General features: G+C 63.1%; 16 protein-coding genes. 1 reads left to right on the forward strand and 15 read right to left on the reverse strand.

The window, feature by feature from the left end:
* From K8I61_15940 to K8I61_15955, 4 genes are all read right to left on the reverse strand, one after another.
* Nucleotides 1–938 (reverse strand): S1C family serine protease (locus tag K8I61_15940; protein MBZ0273530.1); only part of this gene is annotated, 938 nt, incomplete at its 3' end.
* A 173-nt stretch (nucleotides 939–1,111) separates the two neighbouring features.
* A complete protein-coding gene (locus tag K8I61_15945; protein MBZ0273531.1) occupies nucleotides 1,112–1,603 on the reverse strand; it encodes a hypothetical protein in 492 nt (163 codons plus the stop codon).
* Between the two features lie 9 nt (nucleotides 1,604–1,612).
* On the reverse strand, nucleotides 1,613–2,425 hold the full coding sequence (locus K8I61_15950; GenBank protein MBZ0273532.1) for an RHS domain-containing protein: 813 nt from the start codon (nucleotides 2,423–2,425) through the stop codon (nucleotides 1,613–1,615).
* Nucleotides 2,426–2,581: 156 nt separating this feature from the next.
* Entirely contained in the window at nucleotides 2,582–4,852 is a 2,271-nt protein-coding gene (locus K8I61_15955; protein MBZ0273533.1) for an MMPL family transporter, read from the reverse strand.
* A gap of 217 nt (nucleotides 4,853–5,069) precedes the next feature.
* Between K8I61_15955 and K8I61_15960 the strand changes: the two genes are divergently transcribed.
* Nucleotides 5,070–6,548 carry a B12-binding domain-containing radical SAM protein gene (locus K8I61_15960; GenBank protein ID MBZ0273534.1) on the forward strand — a complete coding sequence of 493 codons (1,479 nt, stop codon included), beginning with the start codon at nucleotides 5,070–5,072 and terminating at the stop codon, nucleotides 6,546–6,548.
* Here K8I61_15960 and K8I61_15965 read toward each other — a convergent pair.
* The 11 genes from K8I61_15965 to K8I61_16015 form a co-directional block, all read right to left on the reverse strand.
* Nucleotides 6,517–7,017, reverse strand: coding sequence for a hypothetical protein (locus tag K8I61_15965; protein MBZ0273535.1), 501 nt, complete (start codon nucleotides 7,015–7,017; stop codon nucleotides 6,517–6,519). The two genes, K8I61_15960 and K8I61_15965, sit on opposite strands and share 32 nt — an antisense overlap.
* Nucleotides 7,014–7,565 (reverse strand): hypothetical protein, encoded by a 552-nt coding sequence (locus K8I61_15970; GenBank protein MBZ0273536.1) that lies wholly within the window; start codon nucleotides 7,563–7,565, stop codon nucleotides 7,014–7,016. Before K8I61_15970 ends, K8I61_15965 begins: the two co-directional genes overlap by 4 nt.
* 212 nt (nucleotides 7,566–7,777) lie before the next feature.
* The gene (locus K8I61_15975) at nucleotides 7,778–8,836 is read right to left on the reverse strand and encodes a hypothetical protein (GenBank protein MBZ0273537.1); all 1,059 of its coding nucleotides are present in this window, start codon (nucleotides 8,834–8,836) and stop codon (nucleotides 7,778–7,780) included.
* 55 nt (nucleotides 8,837–8,891) lie between these two features.
* Nucleotides 8,892–9,659, reverse strand: a complete 768-nt coding sequence (locus tag K8I61_15980; GenBank protein MBZ0273538.1) for a hypothetical protein — start codon at nucleotides 9,657–9,659, stop codon at nucleotides 8,892–8,894.
* Entirely contained in the window at nucleotides 9,656–10,807 is a 1,152-nt protein-coding gene (locus K8I61_15985) for a 3-dehydroquinate synthase (GenBank protein MBZ0273539.1), read from the reverse strand. The genes K8I61_15980 and K8I61_15985 overlap by 4 nt, the downstream gene beginning before the upstream one ends.
* 63 nt (nucleotides 10,808–10,870) lie before the next feature.
* Nucleotides 10,871–12,349, reverse strand: a complete 1,479-nt coding sequence (pilQ, locus tag K8I61_15990; GenBank protein ID MBZ0273540.1) for a type IV pilus secretin PilQ — start codon at nucleotides 12,347–12,349, stop codon at nucleotides 10,871–10,873.
* 10 nt (nucleotides 12,350–12,359) lie between these two features.
* Nucleotides 12,360–12,995: a pilus assembly protein PilP gene (locus tag K8I61_15995; protein MBZ0273541.1), complete on the reverse strand. Its 636-nt coding sequence runs from the start codon at nucleotides 12,993–12,995 to the stop codon at nucleotides 12,360–12,362.
* The gene (locus K8I61_16000) at nucleotides 12,992–13,564 is read right to left on the reverse strand and encodes a type 4a pilus biogenesis protein PilO (GenBank protein ID MBZ0273542.1); all 573 of its coding nucleotides are present in this window, start codon (nucleotides 13,562–13,564) and stop codon (nucleotides 12,992–12,994) included. Before K8I61_16000 ends, K8I61_15995 begins: the two co-directional genes overlap by 4 nt.
* A 39-nt stretch (nucleotides 13,565–13,603) precedes the next feature.
* Nucleotides 13,604–14,125 (reverse strand): PilN domain-containing protein, encoded by a 522-nt coding sequence (locus tag K8I61_16005; GenBank protein ID MBZ0273543.1) that lies wholly within the window; start codon nucleotides 14,123–14,125, stop codon nucleotides 13,604–13,606.
* Nucleotides 14,126–14,190: 65 nt separating this feature from the next.
* Nucleotides 14,191–15,243: a pilus assembly protein PilM gene (locus K8I61_16010; GenBank protein ID MBZ0273544.1), complete on the reverse strand. Its 1,053-nt coding sequence runs from the start codon at nucleotides 15,241–15,243 to the stop codon at nucleotides 14,191–14,193.
* Between the two features lie 255 nt (nucleotides 15,244–15,498).
* Nucleotides 15,499–18,013: hypothetical protein (locus K8I61_16015; GenBank protein ID MBZ0273545.1), on the reverse strand; the 2,515-nt coding region annotated here is incomplete at its 5' end.

Consider the following 18,013-nt stretch of genomic DNA (forward strand, 5'->3'; position numbering starts at 1 on the left):
CCACGATGGAGCTGTCCGTCGGCATCGGGGTTGATCTGCGCGGAGGTCTGCAAGAAATCTTCGTACAGCCCTCGCCGGCTGCCGACGGACAGCACGCGGTTTTTCGCGGAGATGATGCCGGTGGTCATCGAGTAATCGAGGCCGAACGGATTGCCGATCGCGACGACGATATCGCCGATGCGAACCTCGTCGGAATCGGCCAGCGCCAGATACGGCACGGGATCGCTCGTCGCGACGTGCAAAAGCGCCAGGTCGGTAATGGGATCGATGCCGACGACGCGCACCTCCCTGGCCTGCGAGCGGTCGTGCAGGAAGACGTACACGTTGTCGGCCTTGGCGACGACGTGCGCGTTGGTGACCAGATACCCGTCGGGGTGGATGAAAAATCCGGTGCCAAGGGACGTCGCCTGAAACGAGCCCTCCTCGCCGACCGGCACGGAGAAGATGCCGAGCGGATCGCCGATGCCGACGGACAGCTCCATCGTGGTGAAGATGTTGACGACGGCCGGGTTCGCGCTTTCGGCGACGCGCACGTACGTTTCCGACGTGAGCGACTGCGTCGCGTCGCCCGGCCCCGCGGTTCCGTCCACCCACGGTTTTCCCGGCGCCGATGCGCCAAGCCCGCGCGCCTCGGAGACCGCGCGCCCGGTCGGATCGCGCTCATCCCCCGCGCCCGGCCGCCCGCCCGTCGAGGTGCGTACGGAAAAGCAGCCGCTCAGAAGGAAAATGGAGGCAAGCAGCGTCGCGAATACGGTCAGGCGAAGCGCGGCGACGGGGCTACGATTTTTCATCGAATTCGGCATGCGCGGCATTAAACGGCGCGAAGGCTCGCGACGCAAGAGATGGCCGCGATGGAACCGCGCGCCGCCGGGCTTCTCGTCGGCGAACAAGAACGCGATGTCGTCGCAGTTGAGTTCGCCGTCCGCGTCGACGTTCATCTCGACCGCGTCGCGTGTCAGGGCGAACGCCTCATAAATAGGTGACTGTCCTCTGTATTGCTCAGAAACGGATCGCCGCCGCCGGCCCGCCGCCGGGCACGTATTCGATCCACGCGAAATCGACCGTGTCTTCGCCCTTCGTGATTTGGATTTGCGTCGGCCTGCGTTGATAGTTAGGGGGTGAGTGTTCCAGATTCATGAGGCTCTTTCCGCACAAATGCCATCAGACGCTTAGCTTCGCGCGGGATGGCGTCAATATCGTTTACGCCGCACCGCTCTTTCGCGTCGTTTAACATAAATATCGAGAGTTCACTCATGCTTGCGGTATGATTTGACTCATGCAATTCCATGACAGCCGCGAGAAACGGTAATGCGGCGCAATCCTGCTGACGCATATAATAACTTTGGCCGATCATTTCGCATGGCAGCGTCGAGGGCAATCTTCGACAGAACTCTCTGATAGATGAAGATAGCGAATCAGTCTCGAACGCGGAGAAATAACGATCGATTCGATCTTCATATATTTCCGCCAAATCCGCATCCATCAATAATTTTATGCTAGCGATGACAAAAATCAGAATTACTGCCGCCGCCACAATGAGAAAGATACATAAACGGCGACATCGCGGAAATTTGTTAAATGACGAATTCTCGGCACCTTTCATCGAAACCACCTACACGCAGCCCAGATGGACCTGGCACAACCAACTCGCTACCGAACGAACACAGTCACAGACGCAATGCATCATCGCGCCGTCGGGGCTGCCAGGATACTCACAATCGTTAAACGGATTGGGATCATAATATATGACGCCGTTGTACTCTATAACGCCTCCAGGGTCACTGCAAGCCGATTGGCAATTAGTTCTAATATTAACACAACCTGCAGCCCAGTTTTCGTATTGGTCCTGTACCCAATCTCTCACCAAATCCCAGCCAAATCTTATGCCCCAGCCGCCTTTTGCGCCAGACTTATAGTTACTACGACTGTTAATTATATCATTGGCGAATGGGGCGTACACCGAAACCGAGTATAATGAATACGGCAAAATCTTTAGAACGGGGGACTCAAATTTAGACACCTCAGAGTCATAATATCCAACAGAAGTGACGTATAGTAATTGACTTTCGTCATCCGACTGTGTTACAGGCATTCGAAGAGATTGCACCGTTGAGAAGTCATCCTCGTCGACATCCTCATCAAGCGAATAAACCTTTCCAAACGGATCCAAATCCATCTCCCAAACGACATCGCCCTCGGCGTTCGACATCTTCAGTGGCGTTCCCAAATGATCCGTGTGGATCGCATACACGTTAAACGTTGTCGCCGGAACCGTATCGTCATCCCCCGTATCGTCATCTCCCTGCGCCTCTTCCGGCACGATCAACACGAGCGGACGCCAACCGAGCCACAAAAAATACGGGACAGTCACCTTTTTCCGGTACCCCTTCGAGGTCGCGAAATTCGCGGAAAATCGGCTCGTCATAGAACCTTCCTCAAAATTGGGCCAAATTGTACCACAATTGCGACGGCGTACAACGAAAACCCGCGCGCACGCTTTGTCCCCTTCCTGCACCCCTATCCGGTCTCGTTCGTATCTTCGACGACCGGACATTCGGTACCCCGTCGCCACTCTCGCGCCTCAAATCCTCGGCCTGATGATCTGCAGCGTCGCCGGCAGGACGAGAAGGTCCGCGGCGAGGGCAAACATGATGATGATCGCGGAAATGAGGCCGAAATAGACGTTCGGCTGAAAGCTGCCGAGCGTCAGGACAAGAAAGCCGCACGCGAGAAGCACGCTCGTCACGATGATCGGCCGGCCGGCCTCGTTCATCGTCGCGGCGACGCCCTCCTCGATCGTCTTGCCCGCCTTGAGGTAGCGGCGCAGGCGCACGAGGAAGTGCACGGTGTCGTCAACGACCAGCCCCAGGCAGATGCTGCCGATCATCACCGTGCCCGGATCGAGTTCGATGCCCGCGATGCCCATGAACGCGAGGCCCAGCAGGATCGGCGAGAGGTTCGGGATCATCGAGAACAGGCCGAGCTTCGCCGAACGCAAAAGCAGGCCCATCATCGCCGTGATGACGACAAACGCGATGGAGAAGCTTTCGATCTGGCTTTGCAGGACGTAGTGCTCCATGTCGCCCATCAGCTTCAAAAAGCCGGTCGAGACGATCTTCAGCTCGTCGTCGTTGTATTTGGTCAGCAGCTCGTTTTCGACGTTGTCGCCGTTGTCCATCAATTCGTCCGCGCGCGAGAGCTGCACCCGCGAGGTGACGCGCGCGGCCGAATAGTTGTCCTGCACGAACGAATCGAACTCGTCTTCGCCCTCCAGCAGCAGGTAGAGCTGCGCCGCGAGCGCGCGCGAATCGGGCGCCGCGAAATACGCCGGGTCGCCCTCGTGGAACGTCTGATTGAGGTCTTTGAGCAGATCGACGATGGAGACGGACTTGGACACACCCGGCTGCGCCTCGAGCCAGCGGCTGAATTCGTCGATGCGGCGCAGCGTTTGGGGATCCTTCATCCCGTCTTCGGGCGTCGTGATGAGATGCTCGATCGTCGCGCTGCCGCCAAGGCCGCGGTCGATGACCTCCGTGTCCACGCGCACGGGCTGCGTCTCCTTGAAGTAATTCATCGCATTCGCGCCGATATCGAGGCGAAACAGTCCCGTCCCGATCGACACGAGCACGAGCGTCGAAATCACGAGCACCCAAGCGCTGCGTCGCGGCGTGATCGCGCCGAGCCGCACGAGGAGCGAACTGACCGGCCCGCCCTTCTGGCGCTCGACGAACTCGGGATCGGGCGGCTTGGCCAGCCGCAGCACGACGGGGATGAACGCGATCGACAGGACAAACGAGACCGTCACGCCGAGCGCCGCGATCCAGCCGAACTCGCTGACCGGGGCGAGATTCGAAATGGTCAGCGACAGCATGCCCGCGGCGGTCGTCATGCTCGTGAAAAAGACGGGCGCGAACATGTGCAGGACGGTTCGCCGGACGGCGGTTTCCGGATCGAACCCGGCCATGAGGTGCTGGTAGTAGTCCGAAAGGATATGAATGGAACCCGCGATGCCGACGGCGAGCAGAAGGCCGAGCAGCGCCGTCGTGATGACGTTGATCTTGAGGCCCACGGCGCCCATGAAGCCGAAGGTCCACAGGATCGCGAGCGCGACGATCGACAACGGGATGAGCGTGGACGACAGGCGGCGAAAAACGACGAAGCAGCAGATCACGACGACGACGAGCGTCACCGGGCCGAAGATCATGAAGTCACGCTTGGACAAGCGATAGAAAGCCTCGTCGAACGCGGGCGAGCCCGCGATGCGGATGTCCACGCCTTCGCCTTTTTCCTGCTTGGCGATCGCGCGGAGTCCCTGCGTCTGCGCGATCTTGCCCGCGAAGTCGGCGCCGTCCGGATGCAGCTCGATAACGACCGCGGCGGACTTGCCGTCATTCGACACGAGGCCGCCCTTGATGACGTGATGGCTCATCGCCTCGTCGCGGATCGCGTCCGCCTCGGCCTGCGTTTTCGGAATCCGCTCCATGAGCGGGCCGATCTCGACGAGGTCGCCGTCCGCGCGCGCGATATCGGTGTTCGTCAGCGACAGGACGCGATACGCGAACGGCACGTGTTCGACCGCGTCGGTGATGCGCGCCAGGCGCTCCAGATTTTCGGGCGTGAAGACGTTGTCCATGAAAACGCCGACGACCGACACCTCGTCGGCGGTGAAACGCTCCTGAAACTTTTGGTACGAAACGAGCGTCGGGTCGTCCTCCAAAAACCAGATGTCCATGGAGTTTTCGAACTCGACCTTGGTGACGAAATAGCCGGCGACGCACGACACCGCGACCACGATGGCGATGACGAAAAGTCGCGCGCGCAGCAGGACATCGACAAAAACATTGGGGGTCATGGACTTCCCGGCGAAAGGGTGGCCCTGTTCTTGCGCGTTTCCATACGTTTTTCAATCGGTCCCGGCATTCGGGTACGACGCCCGGCATCCGGCGCGCGGAACGAGGCGCGGCGAAAGCGGCCGGTCACGGGTGATAACGCTCACGATAGATGGAAATCCCCAGGTTTTCCGCGAGGTTTGTTTGACGCCCGCCGCCCATTCGAATTTAATCGTCCGAATGCGCAAAAAAGTCATTCTCGTTTATCCGAAAACCGGCTGGGACGTAAAAAACGTCTCGGTTTTGCTGCCGCTTGCGGTGATGTACCTCGGCCGGCCGTTGCGCCGCGCGGGTTTTGACCCCGTTATCGTCGATCAGCGCGTCACGCATCGCTGGCTCGACAGGATTCGTTCGCTCATCAGCGAGGGCGAAGTCGCCGCGATCGGCATCTCGTGCATGACGGGCGAGCAGGTTCGCTTTGGCCTCGAAGCGGCGCGAGCGGTGCGCCAGGCGGCGCCCGATCTGCCGATCGTCTGGGGCGGCGTGCATCCCTCGCTGCTTCCGATCGAAACGGCGCGCCACCCGCTTGTCGACTACGTCGTTTACGGCGAGGGCGAAGACGCCTTCGTCGAACTGGTCCAGGCGCTCGGGGACGACCGCGAGCCCACGGGCATTGGCAACGTGACGTACATCGACCGGCACGGCGAGCCCGTGCACGGCCCGGTGCGTCCGTTCATGCCGCTCGCCGACGTGCTCGTTCCGGATTACGACCTCGTGAACGTGGACGACTACATCACGACGCAGACACTCGGCGAGCGCGACCTGGCGGTGATGACAAGCCGCGGTTGCCCGAGCCGGTGCAGCTTTTGCTATAACGTCGTGTACGCGAGCCGGCGCTGGCGCGCGCAGCCGGCCGAGGCCGTCGTCGAACACTTCGTGACGGTCGCGAAACGTTTTGGCGTCAACGCCATTCTCGTCAAGGACGACAACTACTTTGTGAACAAACGGCGCGCGGTGGCGATCGCCGAGGGCATGCGCCGCGCGGGGCTGAAGGTGACGGTGCGCGCGGAGTGCCGCGCCGACTATATCTCGTCGCGCCATTACGGCGAGGACGTGCTGAACGAATTGGCGGCCGCGGGTTTTCGCGAGATGACCGTCGGCGCGGAGTCCGGTACGGAGATCGGCCTCAACACGCTTCTCAAGGACATCACCGTCGACGACATCCGCGTCGCCGCGCGCCGGCTCGCGGACGCAAAAATCGCCACCAAGTTCACGTTCATGACGGGCTTTCCCGGCGAGACGTGGGAGAACGTCCTGGACACGCTGAAGCTGATGCTCGAGCTCGTGGCGACAAGCCCCTACGCGCGCGTGACGCCGCTGCACCTGTACGCGCCCTACCCCGGCACGCCCCTTTACGATCAGGCGGTCGAAGCCGGATGGCACGCGCCCGAATCGCTCGATGGCTGGGCGGACGTGGACTTCCACAACACCGACATGCCGTGGCTCGACGACAAAATGCGCCGGCGCCTGGAGCGCATGAGCGTTTCGACGTATTTCCTCGACGGGCGCACCATGCCCGAATATTTCAACAACGCGCCCGTCATGAAGATGGCCGCGCGCGTTTACGGCGCGGTGGTGCGCTACCGCGCCCGCAACAACTTCTTCTCGTTCATGCCCGAGCTTCGCCTTATGGAGCTCTATCGCCGCGCGAGCGCGTAGCCAGGACAAGAACCCCCGCCGCAACGGCGAGCAGAAGCGCCGCGCCAAGCTGTGCCGCGGGCGAGACCCATCCCGAACGCGGAAACATGATCACCTCCGGCGGATGCACGGGATATCCCTTGGGGTCGTAAAGCGCGTAGAACGCCTCGTTTTCGAGAAGGCGCGACACGACCATCATCACCCCCGCAAGGCCGGCGAGCGCAATCGGCGCTCGCGCACCGGCGCCCGCGCTTGCATCCGCGTGAAGGAAACGCGCACCGGTCAAAAAGCACGCCAAGGCCAGGACCGGCCGGGAAAGCACCACAAAAAACGGCGCCGCGGCCTCGTGATGGCGTGCGAAGCTGAGGGCGCTGTGCGTCAATAGCCGCATATCGAGCAACATCGCGGCGAACAGATACGCGGCCGCCGCAAACGACACGAAGGCCGCGGCGACGCGCCAAACGCCCGGTGAGGCCCGCCGATCCGTCACGGAGACTCCCCATCACCGGCACCCGGCGGCGCGGCCGGGTTGGATCCGGCGCGGACGTACAGCCAAACCAGCGCGGCGCCGCTTGCCGCCGCCACGGTCAGGACGGCGGTGCCGGTCGGGTCGGACAGCACCGCCTCGCCCCGCCCGGCAAAAAACGACAGCGCGTCCTCGGGCGCGACGACCGTGGCGACAAGGACAAGGCGCGCCAATTCGAGCAAGGCGACGATGCCGACAAAAAGGGCCAGGCGGCCGGCGAGATCCTCGATGCGGGCGATGCGCAAGGCCGCGAACGCCCGCGCCGGCAACGGTCCGAACATGGTCTGAAAGACGCCCGCGACAAGCAGTAGCGCGATGAATCCCATGACAAACATCTGCGCGGGAAAAACGAGGTGGTAGAGGATGTTGCCGGAGGTCGGGGGCAGGACGCCGATGAGCGCGGCGACCTCGCCGACGACAAGACCCGCCGCGTAAACAAAGCAGACGCACGCGACGAACACGAGCATCCAGCCCGCAACGACGGCGAGAAAAAGCGCCAGCGCCAGCGGCACGGCCAGCAGCCTTGCCTCTCGATGCGAAAGAGCGTCGAGCGCTCCGGCCAGCGATATCCGCGCGCCGGCGCGCCGCCATCCCCGCGCGGCGGCGATGGCGATAAACAGCGTGACGACAATGACGCCGGCGACGGCGAAGGATTTCGCGACGATGGCGGCGACTCCATCAGCGGTTGCGGAACGGGGGCGACGTTAGCACGGCGCGCGCGGACTCACCAAGTCCTGTCGTCGAACGGCTCGACGCGGCCGGTGACGCCATCCGCGACAAAAACGCGCCCGTTCGTCACGGCGACGGCCGCCGGGACGCCCGGCCACGGCCGCTCGCGAATCTCCCAACCGTCGCCGATCGGGCGAGCGGCGATGACGCGCCGCGTGTATCGCGACGCGGCGACGACGCCGCGGCCGGTCGAGGCAAGGCTGACGACCCCGCGCGCCGCGCCGATCGGCGTTCGCGTCTCGCCGGTATCCGCGTCAAAGACGGCGATCCGATCGGAAGCCGGCGAGGCGACGTAGGCGAATCGCTCATCCACGGCGAGATCGACCGGGCCTGGCGGCACGGGCACGCGAAAACGCGGCTCACCGCCGGCAAGGCCGATCGCGAGCAACTCCTCGGACATCGTGTTCAGGATAAGGAGCGCGTCACCGCCCGGCGCTTTCGCCAGTCGCCACGGGTGGAAGGACTCCTCGTGCCACTCGCCGTGGTCCGCGAAAAGCGGGCGCATCGCGTTGTTGCGCCCGGCCCGGATATCGGAAAGCCGCACGACCTCGAACCGAAAAAACAATTGCTCGGGCATGATGAACGGGAAGGCTTTCCTTCGCCTCGTGTCGTCATGGTAGCGATCGTAAAGCGCGACGAACCATTCGCCCGGTCCCCCCGCGAGGCCCGCGACGACGGCGGACCGTGATCCCATGCGCGTTTTGAACACGGCCTCCGAAATCGCGCCCGCGCCGCCAAGGACAAGGACGCGCCGGTCCATGTACGGCACGGCCAGGACCTGACCCGGCGCGGCGGGGGCGACCTCGTGGATCGGGACGTCCAGGCGCCATTCGCGCCGGGCGCCGTCCTCGTCGAGAAACACCGAGCGTGCGTGAAGCCCGGCGCCGGCGACGCGGCCGTCCACCGCGCTCAGGCGATCGACGCCCCGGCCGCGCGAGGCCAGGGACGCGAGATGGGCGCCGCTCGATGCGGTGATCCACAACGATGCCGCGACCGCGACGAAAAACACCGCCGCGAGCCATCGCGCGAGGTTCCGCGAACGCGTCGCCCCCAATGCAAACGGGGCGCCCGAAGGCGCCCCGCGTGGTTTCGAAATTTGCCTCAACCGATCAACCGGCGTCGTCGTCGGCGGCGTCGTCATCCGTTGTGGTGGTGCTTTCATCGACGTCCTCACCGACCATCTCGATTTCATAAACCGCGCGGTCGACGCCGATGTCCGCCTGGATGAGGTAATCGGACTGCGTATCCGGCAGGACCGGCAGCGGCACGCGGATTTTGAGTTCCGCCAGTCCGCGGTCATCCGTGCGCGTCTCGAAGGGATTCGCCAGCGGTGCGATCTCGCCGGGGACATCCTGCGGCTCGTACATCTCCATGCCCGGGTCAGCGATCCAGCGGACTTCGACGTCGTTCATCGGCTCGCCCACGAGCGTGGTGGTCCCTCCGGCCTGGTCGCCGGCCGTCGGTGGAATGAAGACGAACGCCGCGATAATCATTTCGTAGTACCCGCAGCGTCCCGGCGTGGACAGCGCGTTGCGCGCCAGGTCGCCGAACGTCGCCGATGCACCGCCGCCGACGCTCTGATCGACGAAATCGACCCAACCGCCGGCCTCGCAGAACGCCTCGGCGTCGGCGCGCTGCGAAAAGTTCTTGCAGTAGTCGATCATCAGGCTCTGGAACACGTCGAAGCAACTGGACGGAATGCCATAGTCGTCCATGCCCGTGTACGTGATCGTACGAACCTCCCCGTCCGTGATGCCGACGAAGGTGATCTGCGCGTGTGAGGGCGCGTTGGCCGGATCGGTTTCGCCGCACGCGAGTGCGATCATCGACAAGGCCGCCAAAGCCGCGATCACTAACGACAAACGATGCGCTTTCATCGTTCCTCCCAATTCGTTCTCCAGGACCAAAGCTCCCTTGCGACCAGATCTCGCGGGCGCATTTCCCGCAGTCCGTATCGTCCCAGGGGACCCGGAACCACTTCGGTTAACCAATCGCCCTCGTACTTCTTGTCCATACGCAACCATCTCGACAAATCGCCCGGCCTGGGCGTGGCTTTCGGCCACATGCCAAGCCGGCGAATCAAATCCGTCATGCGTGCCTGATCGCCTTCGGTCATGCTTCCGATCGTAACCGCCAGACGCATCGCCGTCAGAAGACCGATGGTCACGGCTTCGCCATGACGCCAGCGGCGAAATCCGCCGGCCGCCTCGACGGCATGCGCGACCGTATGTCCGAGATTCAACACCGCGCGTTCGCCGCGATCTTGCGGGTCGCGCGCCACGACCTTCATTTTCTCGGTCGCTGTCAGCCGAATCGCCTCGGCGAGCGCGCCGATGTCGGCGTCCAGGATCGCGCCGGCATTCGATTCGACCCGGTCGATGATCCGCGCGTTAAGCGCCATGCCGGTCTTCAAGACCTCCGCGAGCCCGGCCCGCATCTCGCGCGCCGGCAGCGTCCGGAGAAAATCCGGAATGAGCGTCGTCGCCAACGGTTGATGGAAGGAGCCGATCATGTTCTTGGCGCCGGCGGCGTCGACACCCGTCTTGCCGCCGAGGGCCGCGTCGGCCTGTCCGGTGAGCGTCGTGGGAACGGCCATCCAGCGGATGCCGCGCTTGTAAACCGCCGCGGCGAATCCCGCCATGTCGGTCAACACCCCGCCACCGACCGCGACGATGAGCGCCCGCCGATCGAGTTCAAGGGCAATCAGTTTTTCAAAGATCGTCTTCATGCCGGAAAGGGTTTTCGTCCTTTCCGAATCGTTCACCCGAACAAGCGCCGCGTCCGGATACTCCCTGGCGAAGGCCCGGAAAAATTCCGGCCGGAGCCGATCGACGCGCCGTGCGATCACGACAGCCGCGCGAGCGCCGGGCGCCGCCTTCCGGGCGTGAGCGGCGAGCCTGACCGCGGCGTTTTCGACATCGCCGGTATCGAGGTACACGGGGTGCGGCCACGGAGCGCCCCTTTCGGGGAGCCGGCGGCACGCACCGCCGTCGCGCGCGTTTTTCGCCGCGTTTGTTCGAGTCATCGTATCAAAGACCGTGTCGCCTTTCGACGACGGAAACGGCGCCGCTTCGCGGCGGCGGCCGCGTTATACCACCGGCTTGTCCTGAACGATGCGCGGCGTGATGAAGATCAGCAACTCGCTGCGCGAATTCGTCTGTTTGCGATCGCGGAAGAAGAACCCGAGGATCGGGATGCGCGACAACCAGGGCACCGCCAACTCGGTTCGCGACTCCTCGGACGAGAAGATGCCGCCGATGACCGTGGTCTCGCCGTTGCGGACGAGCGTTTCGGTCTTGGCTTCCTTTTTGTCGATGGCCGGATCGCCGGTCGAGGTCGGGATCGCCGTGTTCGGCGCGTTCTTCGCGATCTCGATGATCATGACGATGCTTTTGTCGTTGGTCACATGCGGCGTGACCGTCAGGTTCAGGTTCGCCTCGATGAACGACAGCGAGGTCTCGCCCTGCTGCCGGATCTGGAACGGAATGCTCACGCCGGCCGTGATCGACGCCTTCTTGTTGTCGAGGGTCGTGACGGACGGCTGGCTGATGACGCGGCCTTCGCCGCGGTTTTCCATTGCGGAAAGCTGCAGGTCGAGCGACACGACGTCGTTGACCGATCCCATCGTGATGCCAACGCCGCCGCCGGCGCCCAGGCCGATCGGCGCGGGCAGGTTGACGACGTAGTTCGCGTTCGGCACGGACGGGATGCGGGAACCGGCCGCGGTCGATCCGACCGCCTGCTGTCCGGCCTGCGCCTGCGCGCCGGTCTGCTCGCCCGAGGCGTTCGCGCCGGTGACGCGCACGGAGTTCGGGAACGTGAGGCCCGTCGGGTTGCCGTGCGCCGCGTCCGCGTAATAGATGCCGCCCCATTTCACGCCGAGTTCGCGGGTGAAGTCGGTGCTGGCCTCGACGATGCGGGCCTGGATGCGGACCTGCGGCGTCTGCGTGTCCAGGTTGACGATCAGCTTCTTGGCCTGCTCGAGGTTGGTCGCGATGTCCTTGACGACCAGCACGTTCGTGCGCTTGTCGACGGTGACGATGCCGCGCGAGGACAGGATCGGCCGCACCTGGGCGGAAAGATCGGTCGCGTCCGCGTAGGACACCGGCACCATCTCGAGCACGAGCGGTTCGAGCATGAGCCGCGCCTGCTCGTTGGCGAGCGCCTGCGTGTTCTCGGACTGAAGCGTCGTCTGCGGCGCCACGCGAATGATGTTCCCCTCGCGCGCCATGCCGAGCTTCTTCGTCTTCAGGATCATGTCGAGCGCCTGATCCCACGGGACGTTGTCCAGCTTGATCGTGATCTTGCCGGCCACGTCGTCGCCCGCGATGATGTTGACGCCGGAGACCTCGGAGATCACGCGCAGCACGCTTTTGATTTCGGCGTCCTGGTAATCCATCGAGATCTTCTTGCCGAAGAACTGCTTGTCCGCGAACTCGGGCGTCAGCGGCACATAGCCCGCATCCTGGGCCGCGGCCGCGGAGACGAACAGGAGCGACAGCGACAACGCCACGGCAAGCGCGACGCGCCGAATTCCCTCGCCCGACTCTCGTCCGATGATCAGCATCCGATCCTCCTTAGGACTCTCGCTCTCGTTCGGGATGTAGCTTGATGACGAGCTGCACGCTTTCGAGCTGATCCGGTCCGGTGAGGGCCGGGTTGAAGCGCTGCTCGGTAATCACGACCGCGTTGTCGGTGATCTGGTCGATCACGCCGAGATTCCGCCCGATGGCGGTTCCGATGTTGACGACGTAAGCGCGGCCCTTGGGATCCTCGAAGATGGCCCGCGGCTGCGCGTCGTCGGTCACGACGCCCACGAGGCGGAAATACCGGACCTCGTACTGCGTCAGGATGTTCTCGTCCTTGCCCCCGGCGAACGGGTAATCGACGTCGGACGAAAAGCGGGCGAAGGGATCGATCTTGTTGATCGGGTCGTACATGTACCCCTCGCCGCCCGAAACCGGAGCCGGCTGCGCGGCGATCCCCACGTCGGGCGTTTCGATCGCCCGCTCGATCTTTTCCTGCGTGCGTTGGGCCAGCGCCTCGGGATCCGGCATGGCGACCGGCGTCGCCTCCGGCACGAGCGGCGGCGCGTTTTCGGCGGGCGTTTCCTCGTCGCCGCCGCCCGGGCAGCCGGCAAGGATCGCGACCGCGAATATCGCGGCGGCAAGGAAAAGGGTCCGCGAAATATTCCGGAAGCGGGCGTCGATCATGATGCGCCTCCCGGCGCCGGCGCGTCCGCCTGCCCGGGGAGGAAGCGGAAGGCCGTGGCCGTGCACGTGGCGACGACGATGGTGTCTCCGTTCACGATCTGGGGCTCTCCGAGCTTGAGGTTGGAGATGTTGATGATGCGATCCTGCTTGCTGACCTTGTCGAGGAAGATCGCGATGTTGTGGAAGCCGCCCGCGAGCTTGATCTCGATGGGCACCTCCGCGTACAACGCCTTGCGGATCTCGGGCATGACGGTAAAGGCCGTCATTTCGATGCCCGAGATGTTCGCGAGCTGCGCGATCAGTCGCAGGATCTCCGAAACTTCCTTCTCGTTGGGAAGTTGCGCAAGCGACTGTTGCAGGCGCAGGTTCAGCTCTTCGACCTGGCGGTCGAATTTTCCGAGATCGCGGGCGATGCGCTGCTTTTCGGCCATGTCGGCGCGTTTTTTCTCGAGCGACACCTGCAAGTCGGCGATCTCCACCTTCTTCGGCTGGAAGAAGAAGAACAGATAGACGACGCACACCGCCAGACAAAGCGCGATCACGATCAGCGTTTTTTTGGAATTCGCCATTCAGCCCACCTTGCCCTGCTTACGTCCTCGGGTCATCGCTCAAAGATCCTTCGGGTACGTGATCGTACTCGTGATCTTGAAATCCTTGACGACGTTCTCGTCCTGCTGACGCTGGGTCGTCGCCTGCGAGCCGGAAAGCTCGACGTTGGCGAAGAACGGAGATTTTTCGAGGTTTTCCATGAAGGTCGCGATCTGGGTGTGGTCCAGCGCCTGGCCCGCAATGCTCACCGCGGCGCCGTTTTCGGCGACCTCCTTGATCCAGACACGGGGCGGCACGGCGCTCGCGAGTTGATCGAGCAGGCGTACCGGCCCTTTCTGGGCGACCTTGAGCTGCTGGATGACCGACAGCTTGCGTTCGAGGTCTTCCTTGCGAACCTTGAACTCCTCGACGCGCTTGATCTCGACGCCCAGCGCCGCGATGCTCCGGTCGACGTCATCGATCTCCGCCCGCAGCGTGTCGGCCCTTCGCTCGAAGGTCCAGTGGACGACGCCGAGCACGAGCGACGTGAGCAGCACGGCGACGAGGCCGATGATGATCCAGGTGACCGGGATCTGCGGCATGGCCCGCCGCGGCGCGGCGCGCCGCGTGGCTTTTCGACCGGATTCCGGGAGAAGATTGACCTTGATCATTTGTCGCCCACCCTGCGAAGCGCGAGTCCGAGGGCGACGCCGCACATCGGCGCCACGTCGCGGATGTAATCCATGTCGAACTTTTTGGGGTCGATCTCGATGTTGTTGAACGGGTTGATGACCTCGACCGGAATGCCGACCTGTTTTTCGATCGTTTCGGCGAGGACAGGGTTCTTGCTGCATCCGCCCGAGAGGTAGACCTTGGAGATGTGCCCCATCGCGCTGGTCGCGACGAAGAAGTCCAGGCTGCGCTGCGTTTCGAGCGCGATGGCCTGCGAGAGGCTTTCGTTGATCTCCGCGACATCCTTGGCTCGGTCACCGCCGCCCGCCAGTTTGATCTGCTCGGCTTCCTCGAACGAAACCCCGAGCCGCTTCTGGATTTCCTCGGTGAAGTGATTGCCGCCGATCGCCATGTCGCGCGTGAAGACCGAGTTGGCGTTTCGCACGATGTTGATGTTGATGACGCCGGCGCCGATGTTGATGAGCGCGATGACCTTGCCGCGCGGCGATTCGTAGTTCGCCTCGTACATGTTCTGGACGGAGAAGGCGTCCACGTCCATGACGACCGGATTGAGCCCCGCCTCGTTGATGACGGCGATGTAGTCGTTGACCATGTCCTTCTTGACGGCGACGAGCAGCACGTCCTGGCTGCCCTGATCCTCCGTGGCCGCCTCCAGGCGCTGGTAGTCGATGTTCACCTCGTTGATGTCAAACGGGATGTACTGCTCGGCTTCCCACTGGATGTTGCTCGCGATTTCCTCGTCCGTCATCAGCGGCAGGGTGATCTTGCGGATGATGACCGAATGTCCGGAAACCGACGTGGCGACGTCCTTGGTCTTGATCTGGTTGCCCGTGAAGACCTTGCGGATCGCGCTGACCACCGCCGGCGCGTTCATGATCGTCGAATCAACGATCGACTCGTGCGGAAGCGGCTCGATGCCGAAATTGGCGAGCTGGAAACCGGTCTTGGTTTCCCGTAATTCGAGCACCTTGACGCTGCTCGACCCGATATCCAGCCCGATGAGGCCTTTGCTTCGACCAAGAAGCATACGCGCTCCTAAATTTGAGAACTCCAGCCGATTCGCCTGCAACTCTTGGAATCGCGCCAGTTTTGCGAAAAAAACCAAGCGGTGTCAAGCGCTTTTCTCGGACAACACAAAGGTTTTCCGCCGACGAAAGCGGCGCAACTACCGGGACCTGACGCGCGGCCCTTTCGAAATCACTTTAAGAACGGCTTGGAAAAAGGCGTCGGGGCGGAGAAAGACGCGGCGCCCGATGTCTTGGGCGCCGCGCCGGGCGTTCGATTATTTCCGGTGCCGCTGCCCGTATTCCTTGATGTGACCGGCCTTCAAGTTCGTATCGGTCCTGGCCGCCGATTCCGCGCTCATCGCGGAGGTCGCAAGGAAGCTCGGCGGGCACTGGCCGCAATACGGGTCGATGCGGACGTTGTCGTATTGGTACTCGGTCGATTCGAAATCGACCTCCGGGTTCGCCCAGAATCCGAACTTGCCATCCTGATAAATGACGCAGCGCAACGGCGCGTTGGCGTTGCAGCTATACCCGTTGCCGGTGACGCTGCAGTGCGAGCTGCAGCCCTGCGGCATCGACGTGCCTTCCATCGCCTTTTCGACCGGCGCGATCGCCGCGGAAAGCGTGCGCGTATGCGTTGTCCACGACAGCGTCGGCGGCGTCGTCAGCATTTCGGGTTTCCAGTCCTTGGTCTTGGCGGGATCGATGGTCGACCAGGTGAACGCGTAGGTTTCGTCCTCGTTGAACGCACCCGCGACGCGGTTCGTGCAGATGAGCGTAAAGTTCGCGAACCACTCGTCGTCAAAACTTTCGTCTCCCGACGCGATGCACGTGGGCGACGAGACATCCTGAAACTGCGTGCCGGAGCGGAAGCTGAGCTGCCCGCAGACCTGGCCGCCGCCGCCGTTCATGTCGAACTCCAGTTGCAGGAGGTTGAACGAGTTTTGCCACGGCGTGTACCGGCCGCGGTAAGCCGCGTGCAACGTGCGGTCCTCCTGATTCACGCGGAAGTGGTAGTGGACCATGTAGTCGCCGTCGAAGTAGTGGCCCGAGCCCGGCCCGTTGCTGCCGCAGACCGGCGCGAAGAAATTCGACCAGGCGAAGTTGTGGTTGGCGAGCTCGGTCGTGTCCTGCTCGCAGTCCGGCCAGAGGGCGTCCATGTCGATGATGCAGAAGCCGAAGATGTCGAGAATGCAGTCTCCGCAAAGCGAGAAGAAGAAGTCGCCGATCTCGCCAAGCAGCCAGGACAGGATCGTGCCGAAAAATCCGTCGAGATCCGAGCGGATGTAGCTGCCGCTGTATTCCCACGTGTATTCGTTTGTCAGCCCGAGAATGCTGATCTCGTCACTCATCCACGGCTTGTCGGAGCTTTCAAGCTCTTCGCCGGCGCCGGTCCAGTTGAAGTTGTCCCAGGTTCCCGCCGTCGCGTTCGGCGGACGGGTGTTCGGCGTGGACGCATTGCCGGCGCCCTGGCCGGAAATCTGGGGATAGCATTGCGACTTGTTGGCGAAGTCAACGATGACCTGGAACTCCTCGAGACCGTCAAAACCGCCGTTGCAGGTGTCGCCGCATTCGTAATAGTCGCCCGTGCAGTTCGGCCGCGTCGTGGCGCCGCCGTTCTGCTCCACGAGGACCGAGAAGATGTATTTGTACGAGAGCGCCGGATTGACGTATTCGGAGAACACGTACGAACGCCGTCCGGCGACGTTCTCGACCTGCTTCAGGTTGACGCCGGTCGCGGCGTACGCCGGGTAGCTGTATCCGTTCGCGCCCTGGAGTGCGGCCAGGTTTTCGCCGAGACGCATCCAGTAGCCCGTGTAGTGGAAGGTTCCGAAACACTGGCCCGGCGGATTGTCCACCGTACTGCACGTGCCCGTGCACGACGGGTCCGACTTGACGCACTCGTACGAGCCGTTGTCCGGCTCGACCGGAAAGACCGGGTCGCCGGTGAACGGATCGTACGTATTGGTGGAATAGCGAACCGCGCGCCACCACATATAACTTTCGCTCGTGGTGATCTGCGTGCTGCAGTTGGCCATCACGTCGCGCAGCGCGATTTCGACCTGGCCGGTCTGGCAATTGGCGCCGGTGTAGCTGTTGCAATCCGGCGTTCCCGGCGGGTGCTGGGTTTCGAAGCACACGTGCGCCTGATCCGGCGCCCCGGGCGATTCGATGACGCCGAGGTTCAGGATGCGATTGCACACGGGGACGTCTTCATCGACGCATTCGATGAGCAGGCCGTAAACGTTGAGCTGACCCCAGCACATATCCTCGTGGCGGTGGAAGCCGACGCACGGGGCGGTGGTGGAGGTACCGCACGAGCTTGGATCCTGCGGCGGCGCGATGACGGTATCGACCTCCCCCCAATCGGAGGTGGCCGTATTGATATCGCGCGTGACGAGCCGGACGGTCGCGCCGGCCGGCGGCACCTGTCCGGCCGCCTCGTCCCACGTCCAGCTCACGGTAATGGCGTCGCCGGTATCGTTGACGGTGGTGTTTCGCAGCGAGCAATACTCGACGTCCGACGTGGCCCAGTCGCCTGGACACGGACAATCGAATCGTCCCTCCTCGACGCACGAGGCGCCGAACGACCAGGGCGTGGAGCTTGTGTCGACGGGCAGCGCGCTCGCTCCGGCGTTCGCGGTGACGCCCGCGACCATGTATTCGTACACGAGGGAGGGGTCGAAGGGGCCGCCGACGATGTGGTTGTGCTGCAACTCGAAGTTCTGGGAGACCGTCGCGCCGGTGTTCGGGCGCAAATCGCCGCCCCCTCCCGTCTGCGCGTCCCAG

Source organism: bacterium, from assembly GCA_019912885.1.
Classification (GTDB): domain Bacteria; phylum Lernaellota; class Lernaellaia; order JACKCT01; family JACKCT01; genus JAIOHV01.